At 49.5% G+C, this 23,158-nt stretch carries 15 protein-coding genes; 9 read left to right on the plus strand and 6 right to left on the minus strand.

Annotation, left to right across the window (positions count from 1 at the left end; genetic code table 11):
- Positions 1 to 850 precede the first annotated feature (850 nt).
- A complete protein-coding gene (locus tag OXH00_24340; GenBank protein ID MCY3744153.1) occupies positions 851 to 3,853 on the plus strand; it encodes a UPF0182 family protein in 3,003 nt (1,000 codons plus the stop codon).
- 926 nt (positions 3,854 to 4,779) lie between these two features.
- On the opposite strand, the gene OXH00_24345 is transcribed toward OXH00_24340, so the two are convergent.
- The 6 genes from OXH00_24345 to OXH00_24370 form a co-directional block, all read right to left on the minus strand.
- Positions 4,780 to 5,322: a transposase gene (locus OXH00_24345; GenBank protein ID MCY3744154.1), complete on the minus strand. Its 543-nt coding sequence runs from the start codon at positions 5,320 to 5,322 to the stop codon at positions 4,780 to 4,782.
- Between the two features lie 742 nt (positions 5,323 to 6,064).
- Entirely contained in the window at positions 6,065 to 6,805 is a 741-nt protein-coding gene (locus OXH00_24350; protein MCY3744155.1) for a sulfotransferase family protein, read from the minus strand.
- 172 nt (positions 6,806 to 6,977) lie between these two features.
- Positions 6,978 to 7,799, minus strand: coding sequence for a prolipoprotein diacylglyceryl transferase (locus OXH00_24355; protein MCY3744156.1), 822 nt, complete (start codon positions 7,797 to 7,799; stop codon positions 6,978 to 6,980).
- Positions 7,800 to 7,818: 19 nt separating this feature from the next.
- On the minus strand, positions 7,819 to 8,292 hold the full coding sequence (locus OXH00_24360; protein MCY3744157.1) for a hypothetical protein: 474 nt from the start codon (positions 8,290 to 8,292) through the stop codon (positions 7,819 to 7,821).
- A gap of 149 nt (positions 8,293 to 8,441) precedes the next feature.
- On the minus strand, positions 8,442 to 9,146 hold the full coding sequence (locus OXH00_24365) for an ABC transporter ATP-binding protein (protein ID MCY3744158.1): 705 nt from the start codon (positions 9,144 to 9,146) through the stop codon (positions 8,442 to 8,444).
- A 103-nt stretch (positions 9,147 to 9,249) separates the two neighbouring features.
- A complete protein-coding gene (locus OXH00_24370; GenBank protein MCY3744159.1) occupies positions 9,250 to 10,032 on the minus strand; it encodes an ABC transporter ATP-binding protein in 783 nt (260 codons plus the stop codon).
- 432 nt (positions 10,033 to 10,464) lie between these two features.
- On the opposite strand from OXH00_24370, the gene OXH00_24375 reads away from it, so the two are divergent.
- The 8 genes from OXH00_24375 to OXH00_24410 all read left to right on the plus strand — a co-directional run bounded on the left by OXH00_24375 (position 10,465) and on the right by OXH00_24410 (position 23,080).
- A complete protein-coding gene (locus tag OXH00_24375; GenBank protein ID MCY3744160.1) occupies positions 10,465 to 11,499 on the plus strand; it encodes an Rpn family recombination-promoting nuclease/putative transposase in 1,035 nt (344 codons plus the stop codon).
- Positions 11,500 to 12,106: 607 nt separating this feature from the next.
- A complete protein-coding gene (gene dprA / locus OXH00_24380; protein ID MCY3744161.1) occupies positions 12,107 to 13,069 on the plus strand; it encodes a DNA-processing protein DprA in 963 nt (320 codons plus the stop codon).
- A gap of 613 nt (positions 13,070 to 13,682) precedes the next feature.
- Positions 13,683 to 14,342, plus strand: coding sequence for a hypothetical protein (locus tag OXH00_24385; GenBank protein ID MCY3744162.1), 660 nt, complete (start codon positions 13,683 to 13,685; stop codon positions 14,340 to 14,342).
- 513 nt (positions 14,343 to 14,855) lie between these two features.
- Entirely contained in the window at positions 14,856 to 15,440 is a 585-nt protein-coding gene (locus OXH00_24390) for a sigma-70 family RNA polymerase sigma factor (GenBank protein ID MCY3744163.1), read from the plus strand.
- A 65-nt stretch (positions 15,441 to 15,505) separates the two neighbouring features.
- Positions 15,506 to 16,465 (plus strand): zf-HC2 domain-containing protein, encoded by a 960-nt coding sequence (locus tag OXH00_24395; GenBank protein MCY3744164.1) that lies wholly within the window; start codon positions 15,506 to 15,508, stop codon positions 16,463 to 16,465.
- A 164-nt stretch (positions 16,466 to 16,629) separates the two neighbouring features.
- On the plus strand, positions 16,630 to 21,330 hold the full coding sequence (locus tag OXH00_24400) for a tetratricopeptide repeat protein (GenBank protein MCY3744165.1): 4,701 nt from the start codon (positions 16,630 to 16,632) through the stop codon (positions 21,328 to 21,330).
- Positions 21,331 to 21,500: 170 nt separating this feature from the next.
- Complete coding sequence (locus OXH00_24405) at positions 21,501 to 22,670, plus strand: alanine--glyoxylate aminotransferase family protein (protein ID MCY3744166.1); 1,170 nt, start codon at positions 21,501 to 21,503, stop codon at positions 22,668 to 22,670.
- Between the two features lie 50 nt (positions 22,671 to 22,720).
- A complete protein-coding gene (locus OXH00_24410) occupies positions 22,721 to 23,080 on the plus strand; it encodes a four helix bundle protein (protein ID MCY3744167.1) in 360 nt (119 codons plus the stop codon).
- Positions 23,081 to 23,158: the final 78 nt, after the last annotated feature.

Below are 23,158 nucleotides of genomic sequence, written 5' to 3' on the forward strand. Positions count from 1 at the left end.
AGCAAACAGCATAACAGACTCTAAACAATTACCCAATTTATTTCTTAAACTTCATACGGGGTGCGGTTGCTGGCACACACCGTTTTCTATAGATATAGCACCCCTACGGGGTGGCAAGAACGTCTGAAAAACCTTATGGGAACGTTGAAAATTTGTGAGTCGCAATTTGGATTACATACTATGCTAAATTGACACCTATGGGGCGGTTTCCTAACCCCACCATAAGTGTCAATTTAAGAAAAATAATCGTCGCGACCCCCAGGTCCGGTAGGTTCGGAGTGTAATACAAGGAATGGATTTAGTCTGGGGTTAGACTAAATCCGTTCCTTGTATTACATTTCCATTCCTTACAACAGAAATCTTATCACAAAAATCATTGAATCACATAAATCACAGTTCAGAATTAACACAAAGCATTACCCATTTATCAATCCCGTAGGTTGGGTTGAACGCATACTCCCAAAACTCTGAAAAGGAACACAACACTCAGACCACACCAGAGACCGCACGCCAAACAGAAAAACGAGTGAAACCCAACGCCTTGGCGGTTTCCGGGCACTTGAGGGGCTGAAGTTGGGTTTCACTGCGTGTTTGGATGTATACGATGGCTGGTTGGATTTCAGGCTATTAGCACACCGACATATACCTTTTCAACACCGTTCTACCCAACCTACGGGAACTACAATCAGCATCTTATTTACCACCAGAGGTCTTATCAAAAAAATCAAAAAAATCAAAAAAATCACAGTTCAGAATCCAAAATCTTTTAGCAAACGCACGCGCATAAAAACCAATTTGCGCCACGCGACAGACCTGTGTTATAATTAATGTATATAGGAGGCTTCTCACCATGACAGCGAATCTCGCGATCGCACAATTAGTACTCAGCGCGCTCCTTGTGAGCGTTACCTTTATCTGGGGCATCTTCCGCTACCGCCGCGGCGACTACTACCGACGGGATCGGCATAGTAGATTACAAGCCTATCTCCTCTGGAGCTTGAGTGGACTTCTCACAATCAGTACATTTTACCCATTGGCGTTCTTATATACAGAACATCTCTGGTATGAACACCTCGGTTACGCCGACGTGTTCTGGGGACTCCATAAGATCCGTTGGGGGTTCTTCGCACTCTGTTTCATCGTTGCGGCAGGGTTTATGAACATCAACGCTGCGATTGCGAATATACTGTGTCCAGAATCGCGCGAGTTCCGACGCTGGACACATACCCAGACGTTCTCTTTCCATCGAACGGTCATCTGCATCACCATCGTGCTCGGGCTGCTGATGGCGACCCCGATGCTCCTGCTCGACGACATCGCGCTCCGGTATCTCCATCAACCTGAGAGTCCGGTTGCGGCGGTCGCCGGTGAAACGGATGTAGCAGTACCGGACGGCGAACCCGGTACGGAAGCAGCACCTGCAGAAAATGGACACCACTTCGGGAAAGACCGGAATTTCTATCTGTTCAGCTACCCGATGCACAAATGGTTGAGCCTCTGGATACAGATACTGTTATGGGTGACATGCGCCGTTGTCGGGTTACTGTATAATTTCTACTACCGTCGGGATGCGCACACGATGGCGCGCGTGAAACGGCACATTATTTTCCACGGAACAGCACTCTGGCTGTTGTTGCTGCTCGTCAATGCCTGGGGGAGCCACGTGAATTTATGGGGCACGGTCTATAAGACACCACTGACGTTGGAAATCTCATCGCTCCACGGTCTGTTTTATGTTGACTTCCACCGTCTGGCTGCGACGAAACTCTATTGCGGCGTGCTGATCGGCATCGCCATCGTTATTGTGTTTAATATCTTCTGGCGACGGCGGTTGTTGTGGTACGTGACCGCCGGGGCATGGGGACTCAGCTACGTCCTACTCCTCCACGTCTACCCGATCGGGATCTATCTCTGGGACGCACGGATCGACGTCATCGTTAAAGAAGAACCGTATCTCGCACAGCACATCAAAGACACACAGCGCGCTTTTGAACTCGATACGATCCAGCGGGTGACCCAAGAGCAAACGCAAACCCCCGCAACACTCGAAACGATCACCGAGAATGAGGACATCAAAAAGAATATCCAAATCTGGGACCGGCGTGTGCTTCATGAGGCACTCCGCGAAAAACAGATTGTGCCACACTACAACTTCCACCGGTTCACAGATGTCGATAGATACAAGGTAAATGATGAGTATCGCCAAGTACTGATCGCTGCACGCGAGGTCGATCCCGAATCCAATATTACGGGCTGGGAGCAGCTGAGACTCGAATACACACACGGCTATGGGGTCTGCATGTCGCCGGTCAACGTTTTCGTTAAGGACGGTTATCCTGACTTCTGGGTCAGCGAGGTACCGATAGAAAGCAAATTCGGACTCACAGTCGAGCAGCCACAGATTTATTATGGCGAAATGACGCACAATTATGTGATCGTAAAGGCGGGACGGCAGGCAAACGGCACCAAGGATAACGTCGAAACGGCAAGCGTTCCCAGCAGTACGGATGTAGATGTCAACGCGAAAAAAATTGCTGAAGCGTTGGCACATACCTATGAAGACGGTACAGGCGGGATTCCGTTAGGCGGTTGGTTCCGACGGCTCTGTTTCGCACTCCGATTCGATTTCTTTCGGGTCCTCCGGTCGGATCGGATTACACCCGAAAGCCGGATTATGTTCCGTCGGAAGATCGGCACCCGTCACGAGGAACGTCTTGTCTCAGATCGCGTCTCATATATCGCACCTTTCCTTAATTATGACCCCGACCCGTACATCGTGATTAACGACGGACAATTATACTGGATCATCGACTTCTATGTGACGAGCCGGTATTACCCGAACTCGCAAATGTATATCGATGATACGGCACAGTTGACACCGGGAAGCGAATCATACGAAGAACCGGATTTCGATAAGTTCAACTACATCCGGAATTCGGGGGTCGCTGTCGTCAACGCTTACAGTGGTGCCGTGAATTTCTATGCTGTTAAGGAAGATGAAGAGGTGATGCAGGCTTATCAGCAGGCGTTCCCGGAACTCTTTAAAACCGTCACTGAGATGCCGGACGGCTTGGCAGCACATCTGCGATACCCAGATTATCTGACACGGATTCAAGCCAAGATGTACGGGAATTATCACCAGAACGCCGCCGATTTCTATGAGCACCGGAACCGCTGGGCTATCCCGAAAGAGGCCTACTACTCCTCAGAAGCAGATCAGGAGATGATGCCCTACTATACCATGCTCAAACTCCCGGGGTCGGATACCGTCGAATTCGTGAATATGATTCCGCTGACACCGCCGAAACGCGAAAAACGACTCAAGGCATGGCTCGTCGCCCGCTGCGATCCACCCCACTATGGCGAACGGCTCGTTTATATCCTGACGACCGATGTCGCGGGGCCCACGCAGGTTGAGGAGGACATCAACAAAGAGATTGGTCAATATCTCGTCGGTTGGGAGAAGGCGAGTGATGTCATTCGCGGCAATCTACTGATTATCCCGATCGCGGACACGTTGTTTTATATTGAGCCGATCTATCTGCAAGCGAAGGAGCCGAAGCCGAAGAAGGGCGAGAAGGCAGAGATTGACGAAAATCAGCCACGGCGTCCGAAGTTGGAGATGGTTATCGTGAAGGCAGGCACCAGTGAACTCGGAACAGCGAAGACGTTTGACGCCGCGTTGGACGTGATCTTCTTAGGTGCACCCGTAAACGGTGAGCAGGCAGCGAATGGTGAGGCAGTGTTGACGGCGCGGGATGTCTTGCAGCAGATCCGCCAAGCAAATGAGAAGAGCAGCGCGGAGATGGATGAACTCTTCAAGCAGCTCGGCAACCTAATCGGAGATCGGTAGTCCCATCGGTTCGGTTGAAACGGACACCATAGTCCCGTAGGTGTTTTTGCTTGGGTGTTTCCCTTAGGTTGAACGGCGGGGACAAGTCAGAGGGTGATACCACATACACACATCAAAACCAATATAACCCTACATATACTCCGAAACCCAGCGAAACCCAACTTCACACTGGAACAGGGTCAGAAACTTCACAGCAAAAGCGGTGGGTTTCAATCGATCTCTGGTAGCACTTGCCTCTCTGGAGAAAGTTATGTGCTTCCAATCCCGTAGGTTGGGTTGAACGGCGGTGAGAAGTCAAATGTTGATACCACATATACACATCAAAACTAATATAACCCAAGATATACTCCGAAACCCAACTTCACGCTGGAACAGGGTCAGAAACTTCGCAGCAAAAGCGGTGGGTTTCAATCGATCTCTGGTAGCACTTGCCTCTCTGGAGAAAGTTATGTGCTTCCAATCCCGTAGGTTGGGTTGAACGGCGGTGAGAAGTCAAATGTTGATACCACATATACACATCAAAACTAATATAACCCAAGATATACTCCGAAACCCAACTTCACGCTGGAACAGGGTCAGAAACTTCGCAGCAAAAGCGGTGGGTTTCAATCGATCTCTGGTAGCACTTGCCTCTCTGGAGAAAGTTATGTGCTTCCAATCCCGTAGGTTGGGTTGAACGGCGGTGAGAAGTCAGAGGGTGATACCACATATACACATCAAAACTAATATAACCCAAGATATACTCCGAAACCAAGCGAAACCCAACTTTACACTGGAACAGGGTCAGAAACTTCACAGCAAAAGCGGTGGGTTTCACTACATCTCTGGTAGCACTTGCCCCTCTGGAGAAAGTTATGTGCTTCTGTAATTGAGCCGGTCTCGGAGGCATCCGTTCTACCCAACCTACAAGAAAAAAATAAAGAGGACTACTCACTACCGATTTCCGGAGAAAATAAAACCTCATCTCCCGCGCCCCACATCTCATCATACAATCCAGCCCGAACATAACGATGAAAACTGGAGTATTCCCAATCCTTTGGGGCAGTTACCAAACCGTGTTTGACCGGATTGTAATGGATGTACTCAACATGATTGGCAAAGTCTCGATCATCTCGAATCGTGCGCTCCCAAAACCTGCGCTGCCAAAACGAACGTTCCCCTTTACCTTGACGTGACACCGAAATGATTCCATCGTCTTTGTCTTGGCAGTGACGGCTGAAATAACTTTTAATTACCCGCCATCGCATGGAAAAGTTGTGATCATCTCCAGGTAAGGTCCAGATGCAATGGAGGTGATCAGGCAGCAGAACAATAGCATCAATCTCCATAGGATGTCGCTGTATCGTATCCCGAAATGCCTGGCGTAGCAATTCGACGTTGTTTGGATTGCAGAGGAAAGGTCTACGGTTGTAGGTAACAACGGTGAAAAAATATGTTCCACCTTCAATCTTTGTTCGACGATATCTCATCTACGCCTCTCTTTTTAAGGTATGACGTTGGGTGCCTCTACATTTTCGGAATAGTATCCACACAACCCATTTCACCATCAAAAAATTTCAACGCCATTCCCGTAGGTTGGGTTGAACCCATACCACAAAAAACCCTCAAAAACAACAGAAGATTAAATCCTGCCATACCTGCTATATCAAACAGAAACCCAGTGAAACCCAACGATTTCAATCCCGTAGGTTGGGTTGAACGGCGTTCAGAAGGCAGATAGTGATAGACCAGACACACAGGAAAATAATATACCCCTATATACTCCTGAATGGAGTGAAACCCAACGATTTCAATCCCGTAGGTTGGGTTGAACGGCGTTCAGAAGGCAGATAGTGATAGACCAGACACACAGGAAAATAATATACCCCTATATACTCCTGAATGGAGTGAAACCCAACGATTTCAATCCCGTAGGTTGGGTTGAACGGCGTTCAGAAGGCAGATAGTGATAGACCAGACACACAGGAAAATAATATACCCCAAGATATACTCCGAAACCCAGTGAAACCCAACTTTACACTGTCAGGGTCCCGAAAACTTCACAGCAAAAGCGTTGGGTTTCACTCGGGCTCTGGTAGCAGTTGCGTCTCTGGAGAAAGTTATGTTCTCCTGTAATTTAGCCGGTTTCGCAGGCATCCGTTCTACCCAACCTACGGGAAGTTTGACGACAAAATAATCGCACTTCTGACGACCCAATCATCAACAATCAATTCATGATATAATCGCATCCCGGCGGAGCACTTCATAATGCGGCGAACATGCCGCTAACACGGCTTCTAATTCCGTAGGAAACGGCTCCGATTTCGGACGGTACGGTGCGAACCCTGTACTCCGATGCACGTTGCCATACCAATACGGCGCCCATACCCCGTCCGCAGGATTACCACCCGCTTCCCACGACAACATAGACGCATCAAAGCGTAAATCGAGCCGTTCACAGAGTTGGCGCAAGACACGCCGTGGTGCCTCCAAGAGCAATCGCGCATCAAGAATCGGCGGCGATTGTCCAGCAGCGCGCAACGACATAAGCAGATCGTGCTGCGTCTTGAGTCCAGTATCAGCCAGCGTCGGGAGCCCAATGACCTTCGCAAGCGAGGGGAGCATCTCTTTCGGGTCGCGGATGAGGAAGATGTTGAGGGTCCGTTCAAGGAAGCCGAGATCAATCTCGATGAGATGGTGCGCCATCTGTTTCATGAACAACACAGGTGCGTCGCAGGGACCGAGGATAACATCACGGACCACTTCGGTCGCGTCCGTTGCCATTGATGCGATGACTTCAGCGGTCGCCGGATGCGTGCTATCGGCAGCAGCTGCGCCGTATTTTGTATGGAGGTAATGTGCGTAGAGCGGTTCGTCAATGACCTGCGTATCGCTGCGTTGTGCGAAGGCATACATGAGTGCGGTCGAAACATTCCGAGGCCCCGACCAGAGGCAGATCCGTTTTGTTTGCACGTTTTCTTTAACGTTCCTTTATATTAAGGTATATAGTTATCAGAGGAAATAGTTGTCAGTTTTCAGTACGGTTTTTTTTTCAAAAAAACCTTTCAGTTGTCAGTAAAGAGACCTTTTGCATTGTCCCAACCCTCTTTTAACTGACAACTGACAACTGACAACTGATAACTAATTACCTTCTCCTGCGGCGTTTCCGTGGGGGCGGTGTCTGTTTAGTGGGCTCCGCTTCCGCTGCAACGGCTTCTACCACCGCCTCGACAGGCGGACGGGAGCGCGCCCAAAAAATCAAAACGATGCCGACAATGAACGCGCCAATACTGAAAAGCTGCGCACCTGTCATCCATCCCAACACGCGTGGCGTGATCCGCCAGAACTCCGCAATAAATCGCTCCACACCTAACAAGATTAGACTGCTACCAAACAGGACACCGGGAATGTCCTCCAACTTGCGACGCTGCGACCAGAGAATCCCGAAAAACGTGAAGGATATGAGCGTCTCATAGATAGGTGTCGGATGGACAGGGACATCCGTTGGGACAGTGCCGTTCGGGAACGCCATCGCCCAAGGGAGATCGGATGGGGGTCCATAGTCACCATCACCAGCCAAAAGACAACCGATGCGACCGATCCCGTAGCCGAGAAGGAGCGTCGGACCGATAATATCAATCGTAGGGAGTGTCGGGTTCGGTGACCGGACAACGACAATGAGGACACCGAGACAACCGCCGAGGAAACCGCCGTACCAGACCAACCCGCTCGTAGAGAAAATCTCGGCGAGTGTGATCCTGCCGTCTAAGAGTGCCGCATAGATTTTCGCACCGATAACCCCACCCATAGCCGCCGCGACGACGATAGTCCCTGCGAGTTCTGAAACAAAACCGCGCCGTTTCAGTTCGTGTTGGATCACAAAGGTAGACGTAATAAAGGCAGTCGCTAACATCAGCCCGTAGCTATGGATGCCGAAGGGACCGAAATCGTAGATCGTTGGATACATAGATATTTATTCCGTTAAGTTACGGGTTTACAATCCGCTGCTGCTTCAGTGTTTCTACTTCCTGTGTGAGTATCTCAACCTGTCTTTCGAGGGAGCGATCCCTTCCACTCCGCCATGTCACGATGAGTTGCGGGATCGCAATCGCCCCGACAATGAGCGCGATCAAGGCATACACCATATATGTCAGGAATTCCATCTGTTTTTGGACGCTATCCACTTCGATGTTGACGCTGTTCATTCTGACGTCAATATGCTCTTTCATGCGCTTCTCGGAATTAGCAATATCTTCTTTGAGTTCCTTTTTGACTGAGGCAATATCTTCTTTGAGTTCCTTTCTGAGTGCACTGATATCCGCTTTGACTTCCGCTTTAATACGGTTTTCGGCATCATTAACAATCAAGCGGATTTTATTCAGATCCGCCTCCGTTAGCGCACCAAGCGCAGGCAGCGTGATTACATAAAAGAGTATGGAGAAAAAAATGATAGTTTTCATGGCGTATCTCTCTAAAATTAGGACTTACGCATGCTGCTCTTTTGTAGCATAGGCTGTTAGCCTGTGCCAAGAGAACATCTGCGTTTTTTCCAAACTCCCCACTTAACAGGAACCGCTAAAATCAAAATTGCGTAAGTCCTATAAAATATTTATTCCCCAAGGTAAGCCTGTCGGACGCGTTCATCGGCTAACAGATCAGCAGAGGTGCCTTCGATTGTAATTTCGCCGGTCTCCATGACGTAGCCCCTATCGGTCACTTGTAACGCGATCTGCGCGTTCTGTTCGACAAGGAGGATCGTTGTACCGTCGGCATTGATCTGCTGGATGATCTCAAAAATCTGTTTAACGATGAGCGGAGCAAGCCCTAAGGACGGTTCATCGAGCAGAAGCAGCCGTGGCTGCGACATGAGCGCCCGTCCGATTGCCAACATCTGTTGTTCACCGCCACTGAGACTACCGCCACGCTGTTTTTGCCGTTCCTGGAGGACAGGGAAGAATTGGAAGATTTTGTCGATATCTTCTCTGATGCCCTGCTTATCGTTTCGCGCGTAAGCACCGAGCTCAATATTTTCAAGGACGCTCATATCCGGGAAGATGAGCCGTCCTTCTGGCACTTGGGAGATGCCGAGTGAGACACGCTCTTCTGCGGAAGTCTGTGTGATATCTCGGTCCTCGAAATGCGTGCTGCCTTCAACAGGTGCATGGATACCGGAAATGGTCATCAGTGTCGTTGATTTTCCAGCACCATTTGCACCGATGAGGCAGACCATCTCACCGCTATTGACGGTGATGGAGATGCCGCGGACAGCTCGGATATTGCCATAGTAGGTATGAATGTCTCTGAGTTCAAGCATGGTTTTTAGTAGTTATCAGCCGTCGGCTGTCGGCTGTCAGTCGTCAGAAATCAGGGCATCCGCTCCGCTTCTTTGCTGATGGCTGAGTGCCGATTGCTGACTGCTATTCTTCCTCCGCTGTCCCTAAATACGCCTCGATGACACGCTCATCGTTTTGCACTTCTGCCGGTCTACCCTCACTGATTTTTTCGCCGTGGTCGAGGACTGTGACCCAATCGGAGATTTGCATTACCAGTTTCACATCGTGTTCAATGAGAAGCACGGTGATACCTTGTTCGCGTATGGCATAGATAAGATCAATGAGTTCTTGTGTCTCCTGTGGGTTCATTCCGGCGGCGGGTTCGTCGAGAAGCAGGAGTCTCGGTTCGGTCGCCAATGCTCTCGCGATTTCAACGCGTCGCTGATCCCCGTAGGAGAGGTTACCAGCGGTCTGGTCGCTGAGGTTATCTAATCCGACGAATTCCAGCATCTCGTGTGCGCGCGCGGCGATGGCTGCTTCTTCGCTTCTCTGCGCGTTGGTGTGGAAGACTGCGCCGATGAATGTGCTTTTCGTGCGCGGGTGCCGACCGATTTTGACGTTATCAAGGACGGTCAGCTCGGCGAAGAGCCGTATATTCTGGAATGTCCTACTAACACCGAGCGCCGTGACCTCGTCGGGCCGAAATCCAGTGATCGATTCGCCTAAGAATTCGACGCTTCCGAGCGTCGGTTTATCCAAGCCAGTGACGCAGTTAAAAAGTGTCGTTTTTCCGGCACCGTTGGGTCCGATTAGGCTGAAAATCTGTCCGGGATGCACCGCCATCGTCACTCCCGACAACGCGATGACTCCGCCATAGTGTCGGCTGAGTTCGTTCGTCGAGAGGAGGCGTATAGTAGTGTTTTCCATTTCCGTCTCCTCATCTAAGTGTCTGCTGTTAAAGTATACCTTAATTAAAGGGTGCAAGTCAACAATTTAAAAGGGGCAAGTCCAGAGCCATTCAGTTTTCGGTTTTTTCGTTTAATTTTAGACCCTCCAGGCCCGGTAGGTGCGGTTTGGAACCGCACCGGATCCTGAAAAAAGTACGAGAAACTCTATAATTTCTTAAAACTGAATGGCTCTGAGGGGCAAGTCCAGAGCCATTCAATTGTCCGTTTTTGGTGTTGTCCTTTTCGCAGGTATTAATACTTAATATATGTTATGCTTTTTGAAAAAACCCTGAAAAATTCGCAGCCTATCGCAGCCTGTCGCAGCATTTCGCCATATCTTGTTGATTTTTCGGGATTTCTATGTTATACTTTGCAAAACGTTTTTCCTCAACGATTGAAAGTATAGACATCTATGCCCGAAACACACGAGACTCAGATAGAACACTTCCCTGACCGGAGCCTCAGACGCTTGCTTCAAGACAAGGAATATGTGCGCGGGTTAGTCCAAATTATCGCACCCGACATCGAAACATTTCTCGACTTCAACCGGATCACATACCAGAAAAGAAGTTTTATCTCTAAAGCACTGCAAGAACGCGAGTCAGATGTGCTACTGAGTGTCCCGTTTCAAGAGAACATAGATGCCATAGATACCGATGCCCTGTTCATCTATATCCTCATTGAACATCAATCTACAGTGGATAAAACGATGGGGTTTCGGTTATTGTCCTACATGGTGCAGATCTGGGAGTCGCAACGGCGGGAATGGGAAACGGCGAAGACTCCGGAAAATGAAAGACGTTTACAGCCGATCTTGCCGATCCTGTTTTATACAGGTGATCGTCCGTGGACAGTGCCGGTGTCCCTAACGGCGATCATGGATGTCCCTGAAATCTTGGAGCGTTTCGTTCCGAGTTTCGACACGCTGTTTTTAGGGGTCAAGGAGACGGAAGCAGAGGCGTTGACGCAATCCGGGCATCCGCTGGGTTGGTTGCTCCGTGTGCTTCAAAAGGAGCATGCCGACGAGACAGAGATAAGCGAAGCATTAGCGGATGCTATGTCGCATATAGCGTCAGTCGATGAAGGCTTCGCACCGCAAGTTGCCGAGGCACTCCGATATTTTGTGCAGTTGATATTCCACCGGCGTTCTCGTGACGAGCGCGATACGTTAGTAGACATTATCAGACAACACATTCAAGACCCAAAGGAGTTAGAAACGATGGCACAGACTACAGCCGAATTTCTCATAGAACAAGGCAAAGCCGAAGGCAAACAGGACGCAATCCTCAAACTCCTGCAGCTCCAATTTCAGAACGTGCCTGAAGTGCTTTCACGTGAAATCCGCAACATCCACAACCTATCGCTCCTCGACACGCTCTTAGAGCAAGCCATAACCGCGCAAAGCTTAGAAGAAATAGATACACATTCTGCCTCCAACTCAAACTAACCGGTTAGATGAAGTCTAAAAAAATAGATCGGTAATTCTACATTTTCCCAGGCCCGGTAGGCGCGGTCTCCTTACCGCACCATAACTGTCAATTTAAGAAAAAATAACCGTCGCGACCCCCAGGCCGGTAGGTTCGGTTTCTAACCGAACCGGATACTACGCGGAAACCTTGATGACTTCAAAACCCTCTTCAGTTCCGTAGGAACGGCATCTCTGTAGAAACTTCAACACCACAATCAGCAGCTTATTTCCCATCACAGACCTTATCACAAAAATCAAAAAAATCACAGAAATCACAGTTCAGAATTAATAGGACGAGAATCGAACGAAAAATCCCTAAATTGACACCTATGGTGCGGTCTCCTTACCGCACCGGATACTTCGCGAAAAATTTCAGCAGAGACCCTATCACAAAAATCACAGAAATCACAGTTCAGACTTACAATTTACCTAAAACTAAACAGTCCTGCAGCAGACTAACTGCCAATTTGACATCTACCCGCGTTTGTGTTATACTGTATCAAGTATTCACAGCAGATGTGACCTTGAATCGCTCCCAATGCGTTTTGACGTTCAAATTAGGTAAAATTGAAAACTGATAACACCCATGACACAATCAGAAAAGCAAACGCCTCTCGAATACTGGTTAGCCCTCGCCTCGGTTGAAGGGCTTGGCAGCGTGCGGATTAGACGGTTAATAGCACGTTTCGGGAGCGCGCAGGCAATCTTTGAAGCAGAACTCCCAGAAATCGCGCGGTTGCCCTCCTTTAACCCAGTGCTCGCCTCACGGATACTCACGGCATCAGGTAATTTCCCGACATTTCGCGAAAAACTCGACGCACTCAGAGATCAGGAGGTCCGGGTGATGTGTCCTGAAGATGCCACCTACCCCTCCCAACTGAAGCACCTCCCCGACGCGCCAGGCATTTTGTGCAGCGTCGGCACATTAACCGAACCTGATGAACGGTGTGTGGCGATTGTAGGGAGCAAGGCACCGAGTATAGAAGGGATCCAGTTGACGCTCTCACTTGCGACACAACTCGTCCTATCTGGATTTACGATTGTCAGTGGACTCGCCGCCGGTATTGATACGTACGCGCATTCCGGCGCACTTGCGGGGATGGGAAAAACCGTCGGGGTCATCGGTACAGATTTGTCAGCGATCTACCCAGCGCAGAACAATCCACTCGCGATGAAGGTCTATGAGCACGGTTGCCTGTTTTCGGAACACCCCTTCCCATCAACACCGTCGCCGGGCAATCTGATTCAACGGAACCGTATTATTAGTGGACTTTCTATGGCGACAATTGTCGTTGAGGCACCCAAAACTGGAGGCGCGATGCATACGGCGCGGTACGCACAACGCCAAGACAGAGCAGTGCTGGCGTGTCGGTGGGATATACAGCACCCGCTGAGCGAGGGACCCCGGGAACTCATCAGGACGGGCGCGTTTCCGTTCGCACCGACTGAGGTTGATAAGGTCGTCGATGTATTGACACACCCAGAACGTCTTGAGACCTACGCGAGCGGTACTGCAAGTGAACAGATGGGACTCTTTGAGGGAGAATAGCGGTCAGCTATCCTTGCTGACCGCTGATGGCTATTGAAAAAGATTTGCCAACACCTTAAAAATGTAGTATAATTAAGGCATACGAAATGGGGGACCTCTTTTCGGTTAGGCGTTATAGGCGCGTATCTTTTTTTCTTGACAACGTTTAGATTTAAGGTAGAATTTGCATAATAATGAAGTTTTCTCTTGACAAAAGAGACTAATTTTTGTATAATTTCGGAAAAATCCGTATTTTACCTTTACAAAGTTTGCAATTTTTGCTAAACTTTAAGGTACTCGTTTAGATATTGACTTTCGGGCGAGGCGTTTAACGTTCCAATGGAATCTTTTTACAGTTAACTGTCCTCGCGAAATTCTGTTCTCAACGTGTCGGTTCGTTCTTGACGCACTGCGACGAGAACAACAAACGAAATAGCCCAACGTTACTCGACTTAACGAGAATATGATCGTGGGTTCCATACAGTGTTGAATTGTACAATCAACACCGAAAGCGGAACCAAAAATTTCCCAAGAACACAGTTTCATAAGTGTTAATGGGAAAGGACCGAAAGCTTTAGGACACCCTATCCGAAGGGTGATTTTGATAAACTTACAATTTAAGGAGTTAACTCTAATGGCAAAATTGTTTAGAACCTTCGCTTTAGTATTGGCAGCCCTGTTTGCGCTCTCGCTTATAGTCGGTTGTGGCGGCGGTGATACAGAAGAAGAAGAAGCCGCAGCAGCTGAATTTTCATCAGCAGCACCGGCGGGAGGCTCGGAGATTGCCGCGAATGCTACCATTACACTTACCTTTAGCAGTGATCCTGGCGATGTAACGGTGAGCCCAGGGGCCGTCGCAGGTTCCGGTAAAACCCGTACAGTCACGGGGCCGTTCCCAGAAGGCGCACTCACGCTCAACGTCTCTTGGACAAACGGTGGCGGTAGCACTTCTTTGAGCTACACTGTTAAAGCCGCAGACAACACGGCTCCCGAAGTCACTGGCGGAACCGTCTCTGATGGCGACGAAGATGTTGATCCCGAAGCAATCAATGGTGACGGGATGATCGAAGTTACCTTCAGTGAAGATGTCTCTGGTAACATCGCACTGCAGACTGAAGCTGGCGACGATGTTGGCTGGCTCGGCAAAGTTGAAGGGAACAAAGGCACACTCGAGCTCGTCAAGGGCAAAGAAATCGGCAACGAGACGACCTATGTTATCAAAGGTAAAGTCGCCGACGCTGCTGGTAACGAAACTGAAGTTAGTGTAACCTTTACAACTAAGGGTAAAGAGTAAAATCGAGGCTATTTCGATTAACAAGGGCAGCGTATTTTTAATGCGCTGCCTTTTTTTTTCGGCACAGTTGTCAGTTGTCAGTTGTCAGTAGTTTTCAGTTTTCAGTTCGGTTTTTTTTCAAAAAAACCTTTCAGTTTTCAGAAAGAATGGCAGTCAGCCATCAGCAATAGGCAGTCAGTTTTAAGAGTTATCAATCTGCCTCGCAGCGAGAAAAAGAGGCTTTCGGATCATCAAAAACCTCTTATAACTGACTACTGACTACTGACTACTGATAACTATTTCCTCTGACAACTGATAACTGACAACTATTTCCCCTGAGAACTACTCCCTCTGAAAACTGAGAACTGAGAACCGAAAACTATTTCCTTTACACAATTCCTGCATTAATGTTATAATGCAGTCAAAAATCTTGTGAAAATATACTGAAAACTGAGAACCAAAATTTTTTGAACGGTTTTTGAAAAAGTGTTGTCTAACCCATGAATCAGTTAGAAATCTTGAGGAGAAAGTTCGGTGGATAGAACGGAAGCTTTGCTCATTGCCGATCTCTGTGAAGGCGACGAGACAGCCCTTGCCCCCTTAGTGGAAAGATATAAACGGATGGTGTACCGTCTCGCCGTGCAGATTACCAAGAACCATGCTGATGCTGACGACGTGATGCAGGAGACCTTTATTAAGGTTTACCGCTCAATTCACACGTTCCGGAGAGATGCCGCTTTCGAGACCTGGCTCTACCGGATCGCCGTGAACGAGGCTCTTAACTTCGTCAGACGCAGAGAACGGCACCGCGAAACCACAATTGAGACAACACCAGAAACAGCATACGAGGTGTCCACCCGCTACCACGTGCAGCTTGCAAATGACCCGCACGCGCAGGCAGAAAAAGCTGAACTCCGGCAATACGTCACAGAAGCAGTCAATAGTCTGTCGCTTAAGCATCGCACAGTGGTAATCCTCCATGAATTTGAAGGGTTAACGCACGCAGAGATCGCTTCAATCCTTAACTGCTCCGAAGGGACAGTCCGTTCTCGGTTACACTATGCACGTAAGAAACTCCGAACGCTACTCAAACCCTACATGGAAGCCAGTGCGATTTAGCACCACAGTTTTAGTTGGACACCGCTCAAATTAACTAACTGCACGCAATGTCGTGGAGAATATCAATGAGAACGAAGTGTCATAAAATAGAACGCCTTGTCTCTGACTATATAGATGGGACGCTATCGGAACGGCAGACAGCGGTTGTTGCGGCACATATCCGTTCCTGTCAACCGTGCCAACGAGAAGTCGCCGACCTGAAAAAAACGCGGCACCTCCTGAAAAACTTCTACGTTGAACCGGATGCGTCCGATGCCTATTATACTCAGTTCACAACGCAACTTCAGCAACGTATTGAACACAGTGCGCCAACTGCACCGCATCAACGGTTCGCTGCAGTCGCGACGCGTCTCGGATGGCAGCTGCTGACACAGATGTACCGATACACGGATCATTTCCGTCCAAGCAGATTTATCTCCATAAGACGACACGCTTTACCGTACTATGTTCTCGCGTTAGCGGTGACGCTGTTGATTGCAGCACCGCTTCTTTTAACACAAGTTTCGCTACACAATACCGGAGAATATGTACGCTTGCCATCCGCCTTACAACCTGCCGTAACACTTGCTACGGAGCAGGATCAGACTGCGGCACACCCGATCGGCATCCGCCGAAATATGAACTCTGAACGGACAACGGAGACACCGACTGTAGATTCTGGCTCCGATGTCTGGAAATTCACAGATGAACCGATGGTAGATGGATATATCTTTGCTAAACTCCGTAAGAATAGTTCAGACGCGCCGCCGAACGTCGCCTTGGGCATTGATTCGGCATTGCTGGCTTATGCGGAATCCCCTACACAAGGGGCAATCTGGGCACGCCTGACGAGTCGAGATGTCCTAACCGAGGGTAGGTACACCTTGCTATTGTTGCGAGGTATCAACACAGGACAGCACGCACTCCAACAGTATGAACGCAAACGCAGTGAATCCAAAGGTTTTTCACAAATATCAGAAAAATTGTTAGATGTACCGCTGGAGATGTTATCCGTCGCAGCGGTTTATGATCCAATAGAGTTGTAGTAATTAGCAGTCAGCAGTCAGTTAAGAGGTTCAGGGAAAACCAAGCATCTCTTTTTAACAACTGATAGTTATTTTTGCTGAAAGTTGATATCTATTTTTACTAATAGCCAGTTACTGATTGCTGACAGCCGACGGCTGACAGCCATTTACACAAGGAGAATATAATGAACCCAAGGATTTTGGGCATTATTGGAGGTCTCGCCTTAGTCGTCGCGCTCCTGTCACCCTTCATGATGGGCAGCTCGAAAAAGGTGGAGCAGCTCTACAATTCCGCTGAAGACCTCTACGGGCAAGCGGATTATGAAGGCGCAATTGCCAAGTATACCGAGGCACTCGAAGAATCAACGAAGCGTGGTGTGAAAACCGAAGTTATTGACAAGGATTTTAACACGCTCGCCAACTATAAAATCGGTGTCTGTTACGCACGCCTCGCCGAACAGTCTGGTGATGTCAATCACTACGATACGGCGATTGAGTACATTGAAAAGGTTGCGCCGACAGCAACGATTCCGAAACACCAAGAGGGATTAACATATCTCTGGGGGCACATCCTTTACCGAACCGAGCAGTTTGAACTCGCTGAACCGAAGTTCATGCAGCTGATTGAGAACTTCCCGAACAGTCTTTTCGTTGAGAATGCTTGGTATACTATCGGGCAGCTGAACTATAAACTGCAGAACTACGAAGACTCGCGTCAAGCCTTCAAATCTGTTCTTGACGGTTTCCCGAATTCTGATTTTAAGGACGATGCACAATACTTCATTGCACAGTCGTTCCTCAACGAATCCAACTATGAACAGGCTTATCAGGAATTCGACAAGATTGCGACAGAAGAATACAAGAATTATCCCGAGCTGCAAGCCGAAGCGATGTATAAAGCGGCTTTCAGTTTGAACCAACTCGGTCGCGACGATGAGGCGATCGGGCGGTATACGAACTTCATCACGCAGTTCCCGGAGAGCCAATACGTCACAGCAGCGTATTTTGACCAAGGTGCGATTTACTCGCGTCAAAAAGACTATGACAACGCGCGCGTCAACTATGAGTTGGCACTCCAAAACACTGCTGACCGCGAATTGCAAGCCGAAATCCAGTCCGCTATCGGTCGGACTTACTCCGATCAGGGTGACTATGAAAACGCAATCGCCTCCTACACCACACTCCTCGAAGAATATCCGGAAAGTGAATTCATCGCCGATGCGAAAATCGGTATCGCCGATAGCCATTTCCGTTTAGATAACTGGAGCGAGGCGACAGTCGCTTACGAACGCGTTATCAACGAACATCCAGAATCGGAAGATTTCATCCCTTACTGCTCCTACCAAATCGGTGAAGCCTACTACAAACTCGGCACAAATCAACGGAATGCTGGAGAGACCGAAACCAGTATCGCGACACTCGAACTCGCCTTGCAGTGGTATCAAAAAACAATTGACGAATACCCGCAAGACCCCGTCGCACCGCACGCGCTCTACGGCGCGATTTGGGCACTGAACGATTTGGGACGCCAGGAAGAACTCGAAACGGTTGCCCGTGAGTTTATCGAAAAGAACAAAAACGATAACGAATTCGACATCCTCGCAGCAGAGGTACAACTCCGGTTCGCCGACATCAAACGGACGGAATTCAAACAGTACGTTGAAGCTGCCGAAGAATATGCCAAGTTGTGGGAATACCGCGATCTACCGAAGTTCCATCTCGTCAAGTTGATGGGTAAATTCTTTGAAGGTCGTTCCTATTACGAAGCCGCGAAACCTGAAGGGTATCAGGAAGGTGATGCTGGCGAAGGCTTCAATCAAGAACACCTTCAGAAATCTGTTGCAGCCTATCAACAAGCCGTCGCTATGTTTAATGACGATGCCTTCCTCCCCGGGGTCGCTGAGGAACGTTATGACGACTTCAGTGAACGGGGCGCACGGGTAGAAGCCTGTCTGATGAACGAAGCACTCTCCCACGAGATGCTCGGTAACTGGCTGCAAGCGCGCGAACGGTACGCCTCTATCCCAGAAACGAGCGAATACTACGAACGCGCACTCCTCCTCGTTGCTAACAGTCATGTTAAAGAAGGCGATAAAGAGGGCGCCATTGACTACTACAACACGATTTTAGACAAACTCGCCGATGCTGACAACCGCTCGTTGGCAGAAATCAAACTCGCTGACCTGCTCCGCGCAGAGGAACGGTTTGAAGAAGCCGCTGTCCAGTACCAAGCTGTGGTTGATGGTAATCCAGCCGGTGAATATGCCGACGATGCACTCTATCTCGTCGGGCTCTGCTACTACCGAGTGGCTTCCGAAAAACCGGAACTCTTGGCATCCTCAGAAGCCGCCTTCAAACGCGTGATTACCGACTATCCCGATAGCCCTAACGCCGTTGAGGCCTACTACGGCTTGGCACTCGCCTATCGTGATGCCGCACAAAAACAGAACGATACGGAAAAATGGACCCTCATCCTTTCGCTCGTTGACGAAGCACACGAAAAATTTGGATCGAGCGACAGCGAACTCGTTCTGAAGGCACTCGGCCAAATTGAATTGATTAAAGCGACCGCAATTGAAAACACGAGCGAAGAGGTTGACCTTGATATGCTCGTGGCTTCTTTGAAACGTGTTGTTGAAAATACCGGCGCGCCAGAAGAGGTACGCAGTCGTTCACAATTGAAGATTGGGCACACCTACTACGGTGAAAAACGCTACGACGAAGCCCTCGCCGAGTATCTCTTCTTCGTGCAAACCTTCCCGAATAGCGAACTCGCCCCGAACGCCCAATACCAAGCAGCCGTGTGTCACTATCAAATCGCACAAGCCGCAACAGATGCTGGTAGCAAGAAACTGAGCTTCCAGAACGCCGTTAGTGCTGCTGAAAAAGTATCAACGCTGACGAATGACGCGAATAACCTGATCAGTGCTAATTACACTGCAGGTTTAGCCTTGTTAGGGTTAGAGGACTCTAAAGGTGCAGCGGATGCCTTCCGACGGGTTACGGCGCAGGAAGGCAAAACCGAGGATGAAGCGCGGAAGATGCTTGTCTTCCAAGCACACTCACGGCTCGCTGAACTCAACGGCACCCTTGGCGACCACGCCGCCGCGGTGCAAGAGTACCAGTACATTATTGAAAATACTGAAGACGTTGACCTGAAGGGGCGTTCCTACTTCGCAATGGCTTTCGCGCAAGAGGAACAACTCCAAGCAAATCAGGACGCCTTGATGAGCTACCAGAACGCTATTGAATTGGTCGAGGATCCGCTCACAAAAGCGCAATCCTACTACCGAATGGGACTGATTTATCAGGACAAACTCAAACAATCCGATAAAGCGTTGGAAACCTTCCAAACCCTCGTCGGTGAGTACAGCGGTTCAGACAACACGAATATCGCATCAATGGTCGCTGATGCTGGCATCCGTCGCTCGACGCTTTATGTCGAATTGGGACGCTTAGACGAAGCCATCGCTGAAGCGGTGGAAGCACTTAACCGGACGAAGTCGAACCCGAATGCAAGTGTCGCAGAAAAAGCCGCTGCGCAGTACAACCTCGGTTTCCTCTATTCCGACAAAGCGCGCTCCCTTTTCTCTAACGCACCCGGAACCGACCTCCAACCGTACATTGATACGAGCCGCCAAGCTGCCGGCTCCTTCTTTGAAGTGAGCTCAATCGCAGCACCGGTTGAAAAAGCCGATAAGAAGACAGTGATTCCGTACGTGCAGAACTCGCTGTTCCAAGCCGGTCAGATCTTCTACTCTGTCGGTATCGGCGTGAAACTGCCAGAAGACTTGGTAAGCGCGCTCACACCGCTAACAACGTTTGTCGCCCACGTCGATAAAGGCTTGTTCCCGCAATCGGATGCACTCCGTAAGAACACAGAGACCTCTCTGAACTACCTCGCCGCCGCGAACTTTGAGTTGGGTCGGATGCAGGTAGGTATGGACGGTGAGATGTCTGAGAAAGCGGTCGATTATTTTGTCGCTGCTGCAGACGTGTTCCGTGATATGGTCAGTCGCTATCCAAACGCTAAAGATGCCGCTTATTGGCAATATCACGTCGGTGAATCCTACTTCGCTTCGCAACAATTTGAGAACGCTATTACAGAATACGAGAAGGTCCGCCAAGTGGATAAAAACCACACGAGCGCGCCTGAATCGTTGTATGCGATCTCAACCTGTGCGCAGCTGCTCAGTGAAGCCGCCGAAGAAGCAGGCGATGCCGAGGCACAGCAGCGTTGGTACGATCGACTCTTCGCCGCCAATGAAGCACTCGCTGCGGAGTACCCAGATAGCAAGTACACCGCTGATGCGCTTATCAATATCGGTAACAAGTACTTCAACGCCGGTTCGGAGGAAGGTATCGAGCAAGCAGCACGTATCAGCCTCTATCAACAGGCAATTGATCACTACCAGAGAGCGATTAACACACCGGGCATCGGTGCCGAATCGAAATCGACAGCGCAAGGCTATCTCAACGATACTGCCAACGCGCTCGCTTACTACGAATACGATGTGGCAAATCTGATGCTGACTGAGGCGAAACTCGCAAGTGGCGATGAACAGAAAACGAAGGTTGAAACCACTATCGAGGCGTTCAAGAAGATTATTGAAGCCTACCCGACCAGCAAATACGCCGACCTCGGTCTCGTGCAGATCGGTGAAGCCTACATGGTGTTGGCGGACGCCGACGATATATATTTCAACGACGCTTTGGAATACTTCAACCGTCTCTGGGCAAAATATGAAGTCAATAAGCCGGTTGATACAAAAGTCAATAGTGCTCTCACGTATGCTCAGAACCAGGTACAGGTTATCCTGAGTTATATGCGAGCAAACAACCTGGAAATTCGCGAGGGTGCTGACCGCGCTGGCGGTGGCGAATAATCGCCAGAGTTTCCAGTTTCTTGCAGCCCCGCTCTCCTGAGCGGGGCTTCTCTAAACGCTAAAGGAGGATGCCGTCAGGTATCCTCCGTTCTTATGAACCCGCCTGAATCCTGAAACCCCTAATCCCGAAAATTCGCGATTTAGACGACGTCTGAGGAGCCTGCTAAACAGTGTATGATGAATTAATAGTGCCACCGCGCGTGCTGCTCGGTCCCGGACCGAGTGAAGCCAACGCGCGGGTTCTTAAAGCAATGACGACCCCGATGCTGGGGTACTTAGATGCCAAATTTGTCGAAGTGATGGATGACACGGTGGCACTGCTCCGCCAAGTCTTTGGAACCCAAAACAGATTGACTTTACCAGTCTCAGGGACTGGAACCGCAGGTATGGAAGCCGCTCTTGCTAATGTTGTTGAACCTGGCGATGGCGTCGTTGTGGGTATCAACGGCTACTTTGGCGAGCGGATCGCCAACATCGCTGCACGCTGCGGCGGGGTCGTTACAACTGTAGAAGCCGAGTGGGGCACACACATTCCCACCGAAAAGATTGCCGAAGCCGTCGCCAAGACTTCTGCCCCGAAACTACTTGCGTTGGTGCATGGAGAGACCTCTACCGGTATCCTTCAGCCCTTGGCAGATGCAATTGAGATCGCACACAGCAGCGGCGCCCTCTTTCTCGCTGACTGCGTAACCTCTCTCGGTGGACAGCCTGTGGACATGGATGCCCGCGGTATTGATATTGCCTATAGCTGCACGCAAAAATGCCTCGCCGGTCCGCCCGGACTCTCGCCCATCAGTTTCAATGAACGCGCTGTTAATGTAATTCGGAACCGAAAAACACCTATCCAGAGTTTCTATCTCGATATGACACTTCTTGAAAACTATTGGCACGGCGAGAAACGGAGTTATCATCACACGGTTTCGATGTCAATGATTTACGCCTTACGAGAGGCACTACGCGTCGTTTTAGAAGAAGGGTTGGCGGCGCGTTATGAACGACATGAACTCAACGCCAGCGCGCTCCTCACAGGTGCAAAAGCGATCGGATTGCAGCCCGCAGCGGAAGAGGGTTACCGCGCGCCTATGCTAACCACGCTGCGCATCCCCGACGGTATTGATGACGCGACCATTCGGAAACGTTTAATTACGGATTACGGGATAGAGATCGGCGCCGGTTTGGGGACCTTTGCTGGAAAGGCGTGGCGAATTGGACTGATGGGCGAATCTGCTAATGAGCGGAATGTCATGCTTGTTCTCAACGCATTAGAGAAACTGCTGATCGAGTTCGGGCATAGCGTGGCACCCGGTACGGCTGTTCATGCGGCATCGCAGGTGTATTAGCCGTCGGCTGTCAGCCGTCAGCCTTTAGCGGTCAGTTATTAGGAGAAAGTATGCGGGATTTCAGGAGATTACAGGTGTGGAGCAGATCTCACGATTTAACTTTACGGATATACGAGTTAACATCTCAATTCCCGCGCGATGAGATATATGGACTCACAAGTCAAATCCGTCGCGCTTGTGCTTCAATCCCAACAAATATCGCTGAAGGCTGTGGAAGAGATAGCTCCGCTGAATTCGCCCGTTTTCTTCAGATAGCAATGGGGTCAACAAGTGAGACAGAATATCTTACTCTTCTCGCTCACGACCTGAAATACCTCAATGATATTCAGTATGTTGAGTTAATCGACACAATCGTTAGTCTCAAGAAGATGTTAACTGCTTTACTAAGGAATATTAGAACTGAAAACTGACCGCTATTTTTTTTGACCGCTGACAGGTTTTTTCGTAGAAAAAACCGCCCTGACGGCTGACGGCTGACGGCTAATCCG

Source organism: Candidatus Poribacteria bacterium (assembly GCA_026706025.1).
GTDB lineage: Bacteria > Poribacteria > WGA-4E > WGA-4E > WGA-3G > WGA-3G.

Coding starts and splice junctions, on each gene's coding strand:
- OXH00_24360 (MCY3744157.1), bottom strand. CDS start 8,292: ATGAAAACTATCATTTTTTTCTCCATACTCTTTTATGTAATCACGCTG.
- OXH00_24370 (MCY3744159.1), bottom strand. CDS start 10,032: ATGGAAAACACTACTATACGCCTCCTCTCGACGAACGAACTCAGCCGA.
- dprA (MCY3744161.1), top strand. CDS start 12,107: ATGACACAATCAGAAAAGCAAACGCCTCTCGAATACTGGTTAGCCCTC.
- OXH00_24345 (MCY3744154.1), bottom strand. CDS start 5,322: ATGAGATATCGTCGAACAAAGATTGAAGGTGGAACATATTTTTTCACC.
- OXH00_24355 (MCY3744156.1), bottom strand. CDS start 7,799: ATGTATCCAACGATCTACGATTTCGGTCCCTTCGGCATCCATAGCTAC.
- OXH00_24385 (MCY3744162.1), top strand. CDS start 13,683: ATGGCAAAATTGTTTAGAACCTTCGCTTTAGTATTGGCAGCCCTGTTT.
- OXH00_24340 (MCY3744153.1), top strand. CDS start 851: ATGACAGCGAATCTCGCGATCGCACAATTAGTACTCAGCGCGCTCCTT.
- OXH00_24365 (MCY3744158.1), bottom strand. CDS start 9,146: ATGCTTGAACTCAGAGACATTCATACCTACTATGGCAATATCCGAGCT.
- OXH00_24400 (MCY3744165.1), top strand. CDS start 16,630: ATGAACCCAAGGATTTTGGGCATTATTGGAGGTCTCGCCTTAGTCGTC.
- OXH00_24395 (MCY3744164.1), top strand. CDS start 15,506: ATGAGAACGAAGTGTCATAAAATAGAACGCCTTGTCTCTGACTATATA.
- OXH00_24410 (MCY3744167.1), top strand. CDS start 22,721: ATGCGGGATTTCAGGAGATTACAGGTGTGGAGCAGATCTCACGATTTA.
- OXH00_24375 (MCY3744160.1), top strand. CDS start 10,465: ATGCCCGAAACACACGAGACTCAGATAGAACACTTCCCTGACCGGAGC.